Here is a 17,335-nt window from a genome sequence, read left to right as displayed (position 1 = left end):
AACAATCATGAAAAGAAGCATACTTGTATACAGCATCATCAGCATTATTTCTTTGGCAGCCTGTTCAAGGGATGATTCAGAAGCATCTAAAGCAAAGCTAAGCTGCAATAGTGAGCAGCTTCGCAGTCAGATTCAGCAAACCCTGCAGACAGGTATCAATAATAATGTTCATCAGTTTGCTCAAAATGACAGCCGTCAGTTTGTAGATGCAGATAAAGTAATCAATGCCAGCCATGAATTATCTGTAGCCGTGTCTGATGGCAAGCTGGATAAAGACAATAATGGTAATCCTGTTTGCAGCAGTGAGCTAAAAATTACCGTTCCCACTAATATTTGGCAGCAAATTCAGACAAATGCACCGTTGTTATTTGGTAAAACTGATTTTATTGCCCATCTGAATCAGCAGTTGCAAGGTAATGAAGTTACCCTGCATGATAATGTTTTTACTAAACCTATCCAATATGCACCTGTTTCAGACAAAACAAATGCTAATGCAGCATCTGTAACCAATTCCGCCAGCAAATTTGATCAGACAGGTATTCAAACCTTAAGTACTGTTTTAGGTAATGCACTATTACCCTATGGTATCAAGGATACAGTCATGATTGCCGGGCATATGTACAATCGTGCAGATGCTATCAAGCTGATCACTAATCCCAATGCCCAGGTTTTACCATTAGATCGCCTCAGCCCAGAAGCTCAGAAAGCAAGTGATATTCTTAACGGTCATTCTTTAGCAACAGAGAATAATAATCAGGCTGATAACAATCACATTATCCAAAACGATATAACTGCTGATCAGTTGCAGCAGGCACGGGATAATAACCGCAATGCCAATAGTGTTATTAATGCGAAATGGCATAATCTGAACGATACTGTTCGTAATACCTTGCAGCAGGAAGAACAGAAATGGATAGCCCAGAAAACCAGTCAGTGTCAGGCAAAAGCGGCTAAAGCCGCTTCGCCTGCTCAGGCGGAACTAATACGGCTGGAATGTGATACACTAATGACTAATGAACGTATTAAGTATCTTAACGGTTATAGCCTGCATTAATTCGTCATTATTAGTCTGGACATCAGTATTATTTTTTATATTACTGATGTCTGATCCTACATATTTAATAAATAAAGTATAAACATGTCGGATCGGAAAATCATTCATATTGATATGGACGCTTTTTATGCGTCAGTAGAGTTGCGCGATCGTCCCGAACTTCAAAGCAAACCTGTTGTTGTAGCATGGGATGGACCAAGGTCAGTAATTTGTGCTGCCTCGTATGCGGCTCGCAAATATGGATTACATTCTGCTATGGCTGTATCTACAGCTAAGCGATTATGCCCTCAGGCAATTTATATTACTCCGGATTTCAATAAATACCGTGTAGTATCACAGCATATTCACAGTATCTTTAGCCGCTATACACATCAAATTGAACCCTTATCTTTGGATGAGGCTTATCTCGATGTCACTAATTATCAGGGCAAACTGCCTTATGCCCGCGATATTGCCAGTGAAATACGCGCATCTATTCTGTCTGAAACCGGTTTGACCGCCTCCGCCGGTATTGCTCCTAACAAATTTCTGGCTAAAATTGCTTCTGACTGGCGCAAGCCAAACGGTCAGTTTGTTATAGCCCCTTCACAAGTAATGAATTTTTTGCAGAAATTACCATTAGGTAAAATTCCCGGAGTCGGTAAAGTAACTGAACAGAAAATGAATGCCTTAGGCTGGAAAACAGTCGGAGATTTAAGTCAGGTAAGCTTATCTGTTTTAGTGCATCATTTTGGTCGCTGGGGATACCGGCTGTTTGATCTAGCTCAGGGGCGTGATGACCGCGAAGTTACTCCTGAACGTAACCGCCAGCAGATATCTACGGAAATTACACTTATCGAAAATGAAAATCTGATTGAAATCGCCCGCCATCTGCCCGACCTGGCACAAACATTGGTAGAAACAATGCAGCAGAAACAGTTGCAGGGAAATTGTGTAACTTTAAAATTAAAAACTGCCGATTTTCAGATTCATACACGTTCGCAGACCTACTCTTCTCCTTTACCTGATGCTGCAGCTTTGATTGCTGCCGGGCAGGATTTACTCAAGCGGTTACCGGACAATGGCGAACAATTCCGTCTGATTGGTCTGGGTATCAGCCATTTCTATCAGCATGAATATCAGCCTGATTTATGGGCTTCTGAAAATGCATTCTAATGATATCTCCTTGAAACAATTTCGACTACATCGCACTACATTTTTCTGGCTTAAGTTAACAAAATAAAGGATAATGAGGCTGTCAGGCTGCAAGCGGGAGTAAGTAGCCCTTTATCAGAAAAAGTAACATCACAGGAGTTACCATGAGTCACATTAAAGTGCCGACAGAAGGTCATAAAATCGTTTCTGGCCAAGCTATTCCGAATGATCCAATCATTCCTTTTATTGAAGGGGATGGTATTGGTGTTGATATTACGCCAGTGATGAAAGACGTTATTGATGCAGCAGTAGCGAAAGCCTATAACGGCTCCAGAAAAATTGTCTGGATGGAAGTTTATGCCGGTGAAAAAGCCACTAAAGTTTATGGTGAAAATGTATGGTTACCGGAAGAAACACTGGAAGCCATTAAAGAATATAAAGTAGCAATCAAAGGACCGATGACTACACCGGTAGGCGGCGGTATCCGTTCACTGAATGTTGCCATTCGTCAGCAACTGGATTTATATCAGTGTGTACGTCCTGTACAGTATTTCAAAGGCGTACCTTCTCCGCTTAAAGATCCTAGTAAAGTTGACATGGTTATTTTCCGTGAGAACACTGAAGATATTTACGCAGGTATTGAATGGTTTGCAGAAACAGCAGATGCTAAAAAAATTATTAACTTCCTGCAAGGTGAAATGGGTGTTACCAAAATCCGCTTCCCTGAAACATCCAGCATTGGTATTAAGCCTGTTTCTAAAGAGGGTTCACAACGTCTGACCCGCGCAGCTATACGTTATGCTATTGATAATGACCGAGACAGTGTTACCATTGTTCATAAAGGTAACATCATGAAATTTACCGAAGGCGGATTCCGTGACTGGTCTTATGAAGTGGCTAAAAATGAATTTGGCGCAACTTTAATTGGTGATGGACCATGGTGCGAATTTAAAAATCCGAAAACCGGTAAAAATATCGTCATTAAAGATTGTATTGCTGATGCATTCCTGCAGCAGATTTTGCTGCGTCCGGCTGAATATGATGTGATTACGACACTGAATCTGAATGGTGACTACATTTCAGATGCTTTGGCCGCTCAGGTTGGTGGTATCGGTATTGCTCCGGGAGCCAATATCTCTGATGAATATGCCGTATTTGAAGCAACACATGGTACTGCACCTAAATATGCCGGTCAGGATAAAGTTAATCCGGGATCTATTATTCTGTCTGCCGAAATGATGTTACGGCATTTAGGCTGGAAAGAAGCTGCAGATTTGGTTATTACCTCAATTGAAAAAGCCATTGCCGACAAAATTGTCACCTATGATTTTGCTCGTATGATGGAAGGTGCAAAAGAAGTCTCCTGCTCAGATTTCGGTAAAGCTTTGATTGAACGTATGTAACTTTTCATATCTTGTATTCACAAAACCGAATCCTGAAACAGGATTCGGTTTTTTTATAAAATAAAATTTTTAATTCGTTCGATATATAAAGACAGTTATCTTTAAAAACATTTATGTTCAGATATAATGAATATTATCTGAAAAGTTGAAAACAATGATTTTAGGAATTCAAACCGACTCTTGCGGTCGCTGTGTACACTATCATAATGAAAATGATATCGCTGCCCTTCAATGTGCCCAGTGTAAACAATACTATGCCTGCTTTAAATGCCATGATTTGATGTGTGATCATACATTTGTAGCCATGACAACTGAAAATAGCCAACCGGTTATGTGTGGAAATTGCAAAACCCCCTTAACCTATAAACAGTATCAGCAATATCAGTGTCCGTTTTGTCAGGCTTCTTTTAATCCACGCTGTGCATTACATAAAGATATTTATTTTAAATAATATATATTATTAGTTATCATCAAGGTCAACAATTAGTCCGTCTTCATCCCATTCGGTTTTACGTACTAGTTCGTTCTTTTCAAATACAGATTCACTTTTTTTGGCACCTGAATCATACCAGGTTAGAACAACACCGCTGACTTTATTATCTATAATTGCAACATCAGAAATCAGATGTCCGCTGTTATCCCACGTAGTCATCGTTTTTACCACGCCTTGATGTACAGTCATATCCTGTTTTATCTGCCCGTTAGCGTACCAGCGCTGCCAGCGCCCTTCTGCTTTTCCGTTAACGAAATAAATTTCTCCGCGTTTATGGCCATTTTCATACCAGCTGCATGTTTTGCCATTCGGTAAACCGTTTTTCCAGCTTATTTCAATCGCAAGCCGGCCATTTGGATACCAGCTATGCCATTGTCCGACTGGTTTACCATTTTTATAATTGCCTTGTAGTTTCTTTTTACCATCCGAATACGAGAGCAGTAATACGCCTTCTTTCATAGCCGGAATTAACTGTTGTAATTGATCTATTGGTAAAGCATATTCAGCAGCGTATTTGTTTTTTTCAGGTTCAGAAATAATCTGTTCATTAACCTGATTGTTTTTTGATTGGTGAGAATTCTGATGATATTGAACCTTTGGCTGCTTATTCACAACCTGTTGGTTTATATCTGTATTGACAGTTTTATGCGCTTGGGACTTTATCTGCCATACAACTGTTATAAAAATCAAAAAAAGTATTATGGCAAGTACGAACCAGTAAAAGCGTCTGGCTACATACATAGTTTCTGTCCCTTTTTACTAAGTAGATTCATTATTTTATGCAATAAAAATTATATCTATAGATATTACATTCTTTTTCAAATAAATTATTGATTATATGAATGTATCAATTATTTTTGCCAGTAGGTTTTCACATTAACAAACTCATAAATACCAAATTCTGACAATTCGCGTCCGAATCCGGAATCTTTTACTCCACCAAAAGGCAGGCGTAAATCACTACTCGTATGTCGGTTAATAAATACACTACCGACATTTAAATGTTCTGCGAATTTCCATGCCTGTGAAGTGTTCTGCGTATAAATACTGGCTCCCAGACCAAAAGGATTATCATTAGCCAGCGTTAATGCATGATGATTATCACTGGCTCGCAGAATAATCGCTACTGGTCCAAATACTTCTTCATGATATACACGACAATCCGGATTGACTTTATCCAGAATAGTAGCTGGATAAAACCAGCCTTGTACATTTTCCGGGATTTTACCGCCAAGTAAGCATTGTGCACCCTGGGTTAGTGCATCCTGAACTTGCGCATGAACCAATGTACGTAAATCATTGCGATGCAGTGGTGCCAAAGTTGTGGATGGCAGCCATGGCTCCCCCATTTGCAGTTTTCGGCAGTGTTGCATAAAAACAGCCAGAAATTCATCAGCAATGTCATTATTTATAATCAGCCGTTTGGCCGCATTACATGACTGACCGGCATCGCGAAAGCGTGAATAACAAGCATCTGCCGCAGCCTGCTTAATATCCGCATCATTTAATACAATGAAGGCATTGCTTCCGCCCAGCTCCATAACACATTTGCGTAAATGGCTGCCGGCCAGTGCAGCCAGATATCGCCCGGTTTGGGTTGAACCGGTGAAAGCCAGTGCCTGTGTTTGAACAATAGCATATTCAATATCATCATTACTGAGCCAGACAAGTTGTAAAGGTAAATCATCCCCTATCAATTCAAACAGCATCTGGCTGATTTTGCCTACAGAAGGTGCCGGTTTCACCAGACAGGCATTTCCGGCACATAAAGCAGGAATAGCAAAGCGCAAAATCTGCCATACCGGATAATTCCATGGCATTACTGCCAATACTGTTCCTAGAGGCTCAAAACGTACCTGACTCAGGCTTGCCTGCGTGGCAATAGTTTTATGAGCAAGCAGCTCGGGCGCTAAATGTGCATAATAACGAATCAGAGCAATAGATTTACTGATTTCTGCTTCACATTCACGCAAACAGCGCCCTACTTCAATACAAATCTGATAGGCCAGTTCGGCTTGTGCTTGTTCCAGTCGCTGAGCAAACTCTAAAAGATAATGAGTGCGTGTTTGCACATTTTCACAGGCAAAATTACGTTGTTTACTGGACAGCTGCTGATACTGTAAATCGAATTCAGCTCTGGTCAGATTTTCACGGGTAAATAGAACTTCACCTGTAATGGCATGATAACTGGTATACAACTCAAAAATCCTTCAACTGCAAACGGTAAATCCATACGTATTGAATACAAGACAATATATGTCTGCAAAAAATATTGACCTTATAAAACTTATAAGGTCAATAATAATTTTATTATTCGTCAGCCGTATCCAGCTTTTGTACACCCTGCTTCACTTTATAGCGATTTTTTAACCATTGCAGATTAGCAACAGCAAGGTTTTGTGCCAGATTTTCGCTGATAATTTGCTTAGCCTGTGGCAAAACATTACCCATATCCTGAGGTGGTTTAATTGCATTAATTTTAACCAATACTGGATTTTGCTGATCAGTAAGTAAAATATATGCCGGTTTATTGTTTGCAGGTTTGGCTTTAATCCAAAGCTGGAAATCACCCTTAGACATCATCGCTACAGCTTGTTGTGGTGTAAGATCTGTACTTGGTGACCATGGCAGACTGGAAACATCACCTTTATTTAAATTTTCCAGAGCCTGCTTAGCTGATGCTGTCGCCAGCTTTTTGGCTTCCTCGGCAATGTAGTCCTGTTGTATCTGAGGTTTAATCTCTGCAAAAGATGCCTGATGTTCTTTACGTACATCCAGTGCACGTACCACCCAATATGTTCCGTTACCCAAATCAACTGGTTCAGAATTATATCGTTTTACCAGTACATCATTTCCAAATAAAACATCTTGCAACGCTTTAGGCATCCGATTGGCATTGGCTATATCGCGTGTTACCCAACCCTGATCTACCTTGTGAATTTGTAAACCGAGCTTATCATTAATCGGCTGTAATGTTTTTGGGTTATTAAATGCCAGATCACTGACAGTTTCTTTCATTTTCGCAACAACAGCTGCACCCTTACGAATCTGAATCTCTTGAGTTAATCGTGCTTTTACACTTTCCAATGAGGGTTTCGGAGCTGATGCGGAAGTCGGAATCTGATTATATGCTTCCTGTAGCTCAGCTTCACTGACTGTTTCCTTAGCGCCCAGCTCTGCAGCAGACAATTGTACAAATTCATATTTCACAGCCTGCGGCAGATAATAACGTTTTTTATTCGCTTCGTAATAAGCTTTTAGCTTGCTGTCATCAACAGCTACCTGACTGACAAATTTTGCTGCAGGAAAGGTAATTGTTTGAACCTGACGTGCAGATTGCAACAGATTAATCATTTGTCTGGCCTGTACGTCACTTACCAAATTACCGGCTTTCATAAGATTCAGCATAGTCTGCATAGCGTACTGTTTACGCATACCGTCTATTAGAGCTTCTTCTGTCATTCCTGACTGTTGTAAAAATGCGCGATATTTGGCTTCTACAAATTTTCCGTTTTCCTGAAAACTCGGATCAGATGCAATCACCTGTTTTATCTGGCTGATAGAAACATTAATATTCATATCATTAGCAGCCTGCTGAATATAAGCCTGATCACGCAGTGTTTCATAAGCAAGCTGTTTACTTACCGGATTACCAGATGCGTTCTGTAGACGCCGCTGAAAATCATTGACGTCGTTTATTTTAATTTTTATGTCACCTACTTTGCTGACATAATCAGAACCGGGAACAGCCAGTGAATAGCCACCTGCAAATACAAAACTTAGACAAATCGCGCCTAGAATAATCTGAGCCGGGGTTTTATATTTTTCTACAATATGAAACATGAGATTCAGTTAACTTTATTTAAAACAGACAGAACGATATTGTAACTTTTTTTATTAAGCTAAACCATGTTGATTAAAGAATTAATGCACAAAAGCGACAAACAATAAAAAAGGCGGGAAAATATCCCGCCCAGCTTGATTACAGAATTCAAATCAAAGAGCATCTTTCAGTGCTTTACCTGCACGGAACTTAGGAGTTTTGGCTGCTTTGATTTGCAATGGCTCGCCAGTTTTCGGGTTACGTCCGGCACGTGCAGCACGTTCACCAACATAAAATGTACCGAAACCCACTAAAGTTACAGTATCACCACTTTTCAGTGCTTTAGTAACAGAGCTAATCATACCGTCCAGAGCCTTTGCTGCAGAAGCTTTAGGTAAATCGGCTTCCTGAGCAATAGCTTCAATCAATTCAGACTTATTCACAATAAAGTCCCTTTCTGTTGTTATGTTCATATGATTTTCAGTTTCCGACCATTTCCTTTATGGCAAAAACTGAACAATACATTACGATTACTTTATAACAAGCCCAAATTCTTTATGTCAAGCGCCGACACATCTACATTGAGTTAAATCATGCCAAAAACAATGCCATTCACCATTAGTGTTGGTGAATGGCTGCATACTCAGTGTTTTACAGTTTTTGTTGTTGACTTAGGCGCCGATTTAGCTATTAAACTTTCTTCAGGTGTACTCTGCCACGGGCTGGGCGGATAAGCCAACCCCAGATTAAGTACTTCATCTATCCACTGTACCGGGTGAATAGTCAGCTGTTCACAGATGTTAGCCGGAATTTCTTCCAGATCTTTAACATTGTCTTTCGGAATCAGCACATGCTTTATTCCGCCGCGTAAAGCAGCTAGCAGCTTTTCTTTCAGCCCGCCAATTGGCAGAATTTCTCCTCGCAGAGTAATTTCGCCAGTCATGGCTACATCCGCACGTACCGGGATACCGGTGAAAGCAGAAACTAAAGCTAGAGTTATAGCACTACCCGCACTCGGACCATCTTTCGGCGTAGCACCTTCAGGAACATGAACGTGAATATCATTTTTTTCATAAAAATCAGGCTCGATACCCAGACTTTCAGCCCGTGAACGAACAACACTCCACGCAGCGCTGACAGATTCCTGCATCACATCACCCAGCTTACCGGTACGCAGAATATTGCCTTTACCACGAAATCTGCTGGCTTCAATCGTTAAAAGTTCACCACCCACTTCTGTCCAGGCTAATCCTGTTACCTGACCAATACGGTTTTCATTTTCCGCTACTCCATAATCAAAGCGACGGACACCAAGATAGTCATGTAAATTATCTGCATTAATTACAATCGTTTCTGGTTTTACTTTAGCTTTTTTACCTTTACTGGTATTTTCTGCTGCAACCGCTTGCTTCATTACTACTTTACGGCAAATTTTGGCTATTTCACGATCAAGTGAACGCACACCTGCTTCACGGGTGTAATAACGGATAATATCGCGTACAGCTGATTCCTCAATGCAGATTTCACCGTCGCGTACACCATTTTGCTTGATCTGTTTCGCTACCAGATATTTCATGGCAATATTGATTTTTTCGTCTTCGGTATAACCGGAAAGACGAATAATTTCCATACGGTCAAGTAGCGGAGACGGAATGTTCATACTATTAGAAGTAGCAATAAACATTACATCTGATAAATCAAATTCAACCTCTGCATAATGGTCAGAAAAAGAATGGTTTTGTTCAGGATCAAGCACTTCAAGTAAAGCACTGGCAGGATCACCCCTGAAATCATTACCTAATTTATCAATTTCATCGAGTAAAAACAGTGGGTTTTTAACACCAACCTTGGCCATGTTTTGCAGAATTTTACCGGGCATTGAGCCGATATAAGTTCGCCGGTGGCCGCGGATTTCACTCTCATCATGCACACCACCTAACGCCATACGAACATATTTTCGTCCGGTCGCTTTAGCAATGGATTCACCCAGTGATGTTTTACCTACACCCGGAGGGCCGACCAGACATAAAATAGGCCCCTTAAGCTGATTCATGCGTTTTTGCACTGCAAGATATTCAAGAATGCGTTCTTTAACTTTTTCGAGACCATAGTGGTCGGCATTCAGAATCATATCGGCTTTGCCAATATCTTTGCTTACCTTGGATTTCTTTTTCCACGGTAATTCAAGCAGCGTATCTATATAATTGCGAACAACAGTTGATTCAGCTGACATCGGAGGCATCATGCGCAATTTTTTGAATTCAGACAGACATTTTTCTTCTGCCTCTTTGCTCATACCAGCCTGACGAATCTGCGTTTCAAGATTAGCCAGATCATCATCTTCTTCACCCAGCTCTTTCTGAATCGCTTTTACCTGTTCATTCAGATAATATTCACGCTGCGACTTTTCCATTTGCCGCTTTACTCGCCCGCGAATACGTTTTTCTACCTGAAGGATATCCAGCTCAGACTCAAGCAAATGAAGTAAATGTTCCAGACGGGCAGTCACATTGGTCATAGCAAGGATTTGCTGACGCTGGTCAAGTTTCAGCTGCAAGTGGGCTGCAATAGTATCAGCCAGACGGCTAAGAGTATCGATACCGTTAATAGTAGTAATGACTTCTGCCGGAATTTTTTTATTCAATTTCGCCAGCTGTTCAAACTGGGATAATAAGGTACGACGTAATGCCTCATCATCATGTTTATCCTCTTCAATGGCATCCGTACATTTTTCTATATGAGCCTCAACATATGGCCCGCTTTCATCAATATACTGTACCTTAGCCCGGTACAGACCTTCCACAAGTACTTTAACCGTACCATCAGGTAATTTAAGCACTTGCAGAATACTGGCTACTGTGCCCATGTCATACATGTCTTCAGCATGTGGCTCATCAGTATCTGCGTTTTTTTGTGCCAGCAAAAATACCGGTTCATCATGCTCCATGGCAGCATCCAGAGCCGCTATGGATTTTTCACGTCCTACAAAAAGGGGCAATACCATATGCGGGTAAACGACAACATCACGCAAAGGCAACATTGCCATCGTGGTTGGCTGTAACGGAGCAGAATCATAAATTTCAGCCATGTAATGCCTCAATCTTTCCTGGAAATATGCAATTAAATTGGATGTTAAAATGGTGCTAAACCAGTTTTTTTCAAGTATTTCAAATATTGAATAATTATTGAAAAATTCTGTATCAAGAAGATTTATTTTAAAAAGAGAAATATTAGCCGGACAAATATATATAGCATCTGAATTTAATATGTCCGGCCAGACAAACTAGCGAATTACCGGTTTATAGCGAATGCGTTTGGGTTTTGCACCTTCTTCGCCCAGACGACGTTTTTTATCAGCTTCATACTCCTGATAATTGCCATCAAAAAATACCCATTTTGATTCGCCTTCAGCAGCCAGAATATGTGTGGCAATCCGGTCAAGAAACCAGCGATCATGTGAAACGACGAGTACGCTGCCGGCAAATTCCAGTAAGGCCTCTTCAAGTGCACGCAGAGTTTCCACATCCAGATCATTTGATGGTTCATCCAGCAGCAATACATTACCACCGGAAATTAAAGTTTTGGCCAGATGCAGACGTCCGCGCTCACCTCCGGATAGTTTTCCTACAATTTTACTCTGGTCACTGCCTTTAAAGTTGAATCTGCCCAGATAGGCTCGGGCAGGAATTTCAAATTGTCCTACCTGTAAAATATCATGCCCTTCTGCTATTTCATCAAATACGTTTTTATCATCATGCAGACCCTGGCGGCTCTGATCAACAATTGATAATTTTACTGTCTGACCAACCTTTACCTTACCTGTATCCGGCTGTTCCTGTCCGGTAATAAGTTTAAATAATGTAGATTTACCAGCTCCGTTTGGTCCGATAATTCCGACAATGGCACCAGGCGGAATTTTAAAACTTAAATCATCAATGAGTAATTTGTCACCAAAACTTTTGCTGACACGCTCAAACTCAATCACCTCATTACCCAGACGCTCGGCTACAGGAATAAATATTTCCTGAGTTTCATTACGTTTCTGATATTCGTAATTACTCATTTCTTCAAAACGCGCCAGACGCGCTTTAGATTTAGCCTGACGCCCGCGTGCATTCTGTCTTACCCACTCAAGCTCTTGCTTCATGGCTTTAATTCTTGCGGCCTCGGTTTTAGCTTCGTTCTCCAGTCGGGCTTCTTTTTGTTCCAGCCATGAACTATAGTTACCTTTCCATGGAATACCATGCCCACGGTCTAATTCCAGAATCCACTCTGCAGCGTTATCCAGAAAATAGCGGTCATGCGTAACAGCTACTACTGTACCCGGAAAACGAACCAGAAACTGTTCCAGCCATTCTACTGATTCTGCATCAAGGTGATTAGTCGGTTCATCCAGTAACAGCATATCCGGCTTACTTAATAGCAATTTACATAATGCAACTCTGCGTTTTTCCCCGCCGGATAAATTACCAATCCGTGCATCCCATTCTGGTAACCGCAGTGCATCAGCAGCAATTTCCAGCTGATGTTCTAAATTATCTCCGGCCCCTGCCGCGATAATAGCTTCCAGCCGTGCCTGCTCTTCGGCCAGCGCATCAAAATCAGCATCCGGTTCTGCATAAGCAGCATAGACTTCTTCCAGTTTTTTCTGTGCACCGGCTACATCCCCCAAACCGGATTCCACTTCTTCTCTTACTGTTTTATCAGCATCAAGCTGTGGCTCCTGTGGTAAATAGCCGATTTTGATACCACTCATTGGAATGGCTTCACCTTCAAATTCGGTATCCACTCCGGCCATAATTTTTAACACAGTGGATTTCCCAGCACCATTAAGTCCCAACAAACCAATTTTGGCACCGGGAAAGAAAGATAAAGAAATATCCTTGATAATCTGTTTTTGAGGCGGCACGGTTTTACTTACGCGCAGCATTGAGTATACATATTGGCTCATAGTGTATTCATCAGTGTAAATTAGTCAGAATCAGCCTGAAAGGAAGAGCTGATGATTATGATTTTAATTTTAGCATGCATATACCTGCTGTTTCCGAATGCTTTGCGTTAAAATACCACCATTTATTTCTTTGCTATCCTTCATGAATATAATCTCAACTCTGATAGATTTCATTTTACATATTGATCAGCACCTGCAATTTATTGTGACTCAATATGGAATATGGATTTATGTAATTCTGTTTGCTTTGATTTTTTGTGAAACTGGATTGGTAGTTACTCCGTTTCTGCCTGGGGATTCCTTGTTGTTTGCAGCCGGTGGAATCGCTGCTATAGGCGAGATGAATGTGCATTTTATGGTTGTGTTGTTACTGGCTGCCGCTATCATCGGTGATGCCGTAAATTTTTCAATCGGAAAAAAATTTGGTGCCCATCTGTTTGCAAATCCGCATTCGAAAATATTCAAACAAATTTATTTACACAAAACACAGGAATTTTATGCAAAGCATGGCGGCAAGACGATTATCATTGCCCGTTTTGTCCCAATAGTGCGTACATTCGCACCGTTTGTAGCCGGAATGGGACATATGCATTATGGTCATTTTATACGCTATAACTGTATTGGTGCTATCCTCTGGGTTGTGCTGTTTTCTTATGCCGGGTATTTTTTTGGTAATCTGCCATTTATTAAACAGAATCTTTCTCTGGCACTGATTATTATCATTGCTATTTCTCTATTGCCGGCTGTTATAGAAATACTGCGCCACAGATTTACAGCTTCAAAGCAAAATTAAATATTCTTTTCTGCTGTTAATAACGATATTACAGGCATGTTATGAGTCAGATACATGTATTACCCGATCATTTAATTAACCAGATAGCTGCCGGAGAAGTGATTGAACGTCCGGCCAATGCACTGAAAGAAATAATTGAAAACAGTCTGGATGCGGGAGCCAGCCATATTGATATTCAGCTGGAAGCCGGTGGTATCAAACGTTTGTCTGTTACTGATGATGGCCAGGGCATAGATAAGACAGATATTCCGCTAGCTTTACATCGTCATGCAACGAGTAAAATCAGTTCTCTGGAAGATCTGGAAAAGGTAGTAAGCATGGGTTTTCGTGGTGAAGGTCTGGCCAGTATTGCCTCAGTCAGCCGCCTGACTCTGACTAGTCGTACGGATTTGGATAATCACGCAACTCAAATTTACGCAGAAGACGGTAAACTCAGTGATGTTAAACCAGCTGCACATTCCACTGGAACGACTGTTGATGTAGTTGAACTTTTTTTCAACACACCGGCAAGGCGTCAGTTTCTTAAATCTCCTGCAACTGAGTTTGCTCATTGTCGTACCATGGTAGAACGTCTGGCACTGGCTCATCCTGAAGTAGCATTCAGTTTACAGCATAATAATAAAAATATACTTTCATTGCCTGCACAATCCCTGCAAGAGCGCTGCTCAGCCATTATGGGAGCAGATTTTACCGCTGCCAGCCTGAGTGTTGACGAAAAACTCAATGAAATGCGTTTACACGGACTCATTAGTAAACCCACTTTTACACATGGCAAAACCAGCCAGCAATATATTTTTGTCAATCAGCGATTTGTACGGGATAAAATTATTCTGCATGCAGTTAAACAGGCATATAACGATGTTTTACATCAGGCCTTAACACCTGCATTTATCCTGTTTCTTACCTTGCCGCCTACCGAAGTTGATGCAAATGTCCATCCAACCAAAACTGAAGTGCGTTTCCGCCAGGGTCAGGCTGTACATCAGCTTGTATTTCATACTTTGAATAAATGTCTGGCTTCTACGAATGCCAGCCATACCACCTCTGTATCCCAGCCGGAAACAGCACTCAAAGATATTATGCAAAAACAGCCGGCTGAAGTTCAACAAGTATTTGGTTCTAATAAAATCAATACTGCAATACAGTCTCCGGCACCATATCAGCGAAGCCATACACCGGTTCAGCGCAATCTGAGTTTAAAAGAATCACAGAGTGCTCTGAATACTTATGCTGAATTATATAAATCAGAACCAGTACTTGAAAACAATACAATCAGTATCTCACAATCAGCAGAAGTTGATAATGAACTGACCAGCTTGGAGCAAGTCCGCGGTATAAATTCTACTTATCAATCAGTACAGGCGAATGAAACGATAGTTCCCCCACTGGGATATGCTATTGCCCAGCTACTTGATATATATATTCTGGCACAAGCAGAAGACGCACTTATTCTGGTCGATATGCATGCTAGTGCCGAACGAGTAAATTATGAAAAAATGAAGCAACAGCGTGATGCAACGGGTAAAGTAAGTAGTCAGACATTACTGATTCCAATCCGCTTTAATGCCAGCCATGAAGAAATTGCCCTGGCAAATGAATATGCCGCTACTTTACAAGATTATGGTCTGGATATTTCGGTTGAAAATCATCAGCAATTGGTGGTGCATACCGTACCGGCTATGCTGGTAAAAAGCGATATTAAGCTGCTGGTACAGGAAGTTTTGGATGATTTAATGAAAATTGGCAGCAGCGAAGTCATCAGAGAACGGGAAAACCGCATTCTTTCCACTTTAGCCTGTCATGGTTCAGTACGTGCAGGACGTAAATTAACTTTACCGGAGATGAATGCATTACTGCGCGATATGGAAAATACAGAACGTGCTAATCAGTGTAATCATGGTCGCCCTACATGGGTAAAACTTCGCTTACAGGATTTGGATGCTTTATTTTTGAGAGGACAATAAATAATTATCTATACTAAAATTTGATATATGAATTAATAAAAAACCTCTTAATCAGCAAGATTAAGAGGTTTTTATACTAATGGTAGTTAGTGATTAGTGGCAGCTTGAGGGATAGAAGCAGTTTCAGATGCTGCCGGTAATTCAGCATAATCCGGCTCAGGTTCTGATTCGGTATTCCACATTTTGCCATTCAGATAAAGCTTGCCGCCCAATAATTTCAGATGAGTTTTAATAACCCCATTGTCGACCTGTATATAGCCTTTGGTCTGCATAGATTTAACCGCACTATCAATCATCAAGCGGATTGTCTGATCAATATCTTCAAGAGCTTCCGGCCCCCCTGCACTGGCATCTACAGTAAAAAAGGCACGCGCCTGACTGATGGCAAAATTTTCCATTACCGCCTGAGGAATGGCAAAGTCCATCTCTGACTCAGTTTTGTTCAGCATTAATCCAAACTGCTGCATATCAGAGGCAAGCAAATTTTTAAAACCAAGGCTGCCATGTATATCTATTAAGCCCTGCGGCATTTGCAATTTAAAACTGTTCAGTTTAATAAGCGGGTCATGAGTAAACAGTCCCTGCCCCTCATTACGCACAGCAGATACAATTGCTGCGCGAAGTTGCTCATTATTCAGATTCTGAGTTGATAACTGAGTAATTTTGTTGTTGATCGCCACCAGACTGGCTGCATCCAGATGTTCGGCAGATGCATCAATATCCAGTGGACCATAAACATCATTGCCATACTCTAATTTAGCAAAACCAAATTTACCATTACTATTAATCCACTGATCTTTTTCCTGGGTAGAAGTAGCCAGTTTCAGATCCTGAATGTTAATTTTGGCAGGAATACTGCTACCAGCCGGACTAATAAATGCACCTATCTGCAAATTTGTTACCAGATTAACCAATTGATCTAAACGGATACTGTTATCTGATACATCATTCCAGATAAATGTAATGTTTTTGATACTCAGATCACTATTACCTAAAGCCAGTGATGTTTTACCATGTTCTGTATGGCTGTTCAGCTTTAAATCCTGATAAGACGCATGTCCTTTAGTCGCCAGAATCACATCCAGACCGGGACTGACGGTATGGCTATCATAACTATTGAAATCTTTAGCATAATCAATTGTTGAATCCAGCCCCTGCCAATTGATTTTAATTCCGGATAACTCTTCATAATTGAATTTCGGAATTACTACGTGTATTTGTCCGCTTCCACTTAGATTAATAGTATTTTCAAGCTGTAGTGGCGCATTCTGACCAAAAAAACGATCAAGAATCTGTTTTGCCTGAGGCGTGAACTGTAGCTCAGTTTCTACATGAGCCCGTACAGGACGAATACTGCCGGCAAATAATCCATGATGTACATGATTAACCAAAGTAATCGGTTGTTGCAGTACCGTGCGTACATTATCCGGTAACTGTTGCTGTACACCGGCAAAAAAACTGGGTTTAAAGCGAATCTGCATAGTCTCTGTTGAGCTAAACCAGCCGCGTTCATAGTTCTGCTTTTCAATCAGCAGAAAAGAATTTTTGGCTAGTAAAGCACGCTGTTCGTCAAGACTTTGCTGGGCTTTAATACCCAGATAGTATGGCAAACCCAGTAAAATCAGTAATACAACCGCCACTAAGGCAGCAACAATCGTTACAATACGTTTATTCATGCTTGAAATATCTTATATATCTACGTTCTGCAAGATTAGCAGGA

The 17,335-nt window shown here is 40.9% G+C and carries 13 protein-coding genes; 6 read left to right on the top strand and 7 right to left on the bottom strand.

Annotation, left to right across the window (positions count from 1 at the left end):
* Positions 1-7: 7 nt before the first annotated feature.
* From H3T75_RS04240 to H3T75_RS04225, 4 genes are all read left to right on the top strand, one after another.
* Complete coding sequence (locus H3T75_RS04240) at positions 8-1,054, top strand: lysozyme inhibitor LprI family protein (RefSeq protein WP_078475622.1); 1,047 nt, start codon at positions 8-10, stop codon at positions 1,052-1,054.
* 84 nt (positions 1,055-1,138) lie between these two features.
* Positions 1,139-2,209 (top strand): DNA polymerase IV, encoded by a 1,071-nt coding sequence (gene dinB, locus H3T75_RS04235; protein WP_198211120.1) that lies wholly within the window; start codon positions 1,139-1,141, stop codon positions 2,207-2,209.
* A 143-nt stretch (positions 2,210-2,352) separates the two neighbouring features.
* Positions 2,353-3,591: an NADP-dependent isocitrate dehydrogenase gene (gene icd / locus H3T75_RS04230; RefSeq protein ID WP_198211119.1), complete on the top strand. Its 1,239-nt coding sequence runs from the start codon at positions 2,353-2,355 to the stop codon at positions 3,589-3,591.
* Positions 3,592-3,745: 154 nt separating this feature from the next.
* Complete coding sequence (locus H3T75_RS04225) at positions 3,746-4,042, top strand: CHY zinc finger protein (protein WP_037394973.1); 297 nt, start codon at positions 3,746-3,748, stop codon at positions 4,040-4,042.
* 9 nt (positions 4,043-4,051) lie between these two features.
* On the opposite strand, the gene H3T75_RS04220 is transcribed toward H3T75_RS04225, so the two are convergent.
* The 6 genes from H3T75_RS04220 to ettA all read right to left on the bottom strand — a co-directional run bounded on the left by H3T75_RS04220 (position 4,052) and on the right by ettA (position 12,858).
* Positions 4,052-4,696 carry a toxin-antitoxin system YwqK family antitoxin gene (locus H3T75_RS04220; protein ID WP_198211118.1) on the bottom strand — a complete coding sequence of 215 codons (645 nt, stop codon included), beginning with the start codon at positions 4,694-4,696 and terminating at the stop codon, positions 4,052-4,054.
* A gap of 239 nt (positions 4,697-4,935) precedes the next feature.
* The gene (locus tag H3T75_RS04215) at positions 4,936-6,282 is read right to left on the bottom strand and encodes an aldehyde dehydrogenase family protein (RefSeq protein WP_198211117.1); all 1,347 of its coding nucleotides are present in this window, start codon (positions 6,280-6,282) and stop codon (positions 4,936-4,938) included.
* Between the two features lie 112 nt (positions 6,283-6,394).
* Entirely contained in the window at positions 6,395-7,927 is a 1,533-nt protein-coding gene (locus H3T75_RS04210) for a peptidylprolyl isomerase (RefSeq protein WP_198211116.1), read from the bottom strand.
* A gap of 153 nt (positions 7,928-8,080) precedes the next feature.
* Complete coding sequence (locus H3T75_RS04205) at positions 8,081-8,350, bottom strand: HU family DNA-binding protein (protein ID WP_025330749.1); 270 nt, start codon at positions 8,348-8,350, stop codon at positions 8,081-8,083.
* A 200-nt stretch (positions 8,351-8,550) separates the two neighbouring features.
* Positions 8,551-10,995 (bottom strand): endopeptidase La, encoded by a 2,445-nt coding sequence (gene lon, locus H3T75_RS04200; protein WP_370570076.1) that lies wholly within the window; start codon positions 10,993-10,995, stop codon positions 8,551-8,553.
* 195 nt (positions 10,996-11,190) lie between these two features.
* Entirely contained in the window at positions 11,191-12,858 is a 1,668-nt protein-coding gene (gene ettA, locus H3T75_RS04195; protein ID WP_100126345.1) for an energy-dependent translational throttle protein EttA, read from the bottom strand.
* Between the two features lie 148 nt (positions 12,859-13,006).
* Between ettA and H3T75_RS04190 the strand changes: the two genes are divergently transcribed.
* Both H3T75_RS04190 and mutL read left to right on the top strand, forming a co-directional pair.
* The gene (locus H3T75_RS04190; protein ID WP_198211277.1) at positions 13,007-13,651 is read left to right on the top strand and encodes a DedA family protein; all 645 of its coding nucleotides are present in this window, start codon (positions 13,007-13,009) and stop codon (positions 13,649-13,651) included.
* Positions 13,652-13,692: 41 nt separating this feature from the next.
* On the top strand, positions 13,693-15,615 hold the full coding sequence (gene mutL / locus H3T75_RS04185; RefSeq protein WP_100126344.1) for a DNA mismatch repair endonuclease MutL: 1,923 nt from the start codon (positions 13,693-13,695) through the stop codon (positions 15,613-15,615).
* Between the two features lie 86 nt (positions 15,616-15,701).
* On the opposite strand, the gene H3T75_RS04180 is transcribed toward mutL, so the two are convergent.
* The gene (locus H3T75_RS04180; protein WP_084554117.1) at positions 15,702-17,291 is read right to left on the bottom strand and encodes a YdgA family protein; all 1,590 of its coding nucleotides are present in this window, start codon (positions 17,289-17,291) and stop codon (positions 15,702-15,704) included.
* Between the last annotated feature and the right edge of the window lie 44 nt (positions 17,292-17,335).

Source organism: Snodgrassella sp. W8135 (assembly GCF_016101225.1).
Classification (GTDB): Bacteria; Pseudomonadota; Gammaproteobacteria; order Burkholderiales; family Neisseriaceae; genus Snodgrassella; species Snodgrassella alvi.
Note: the sequence above shows the minus strand (reverse complement) of the source record. Positions and strands in the feature narration are given on the sequence as shown.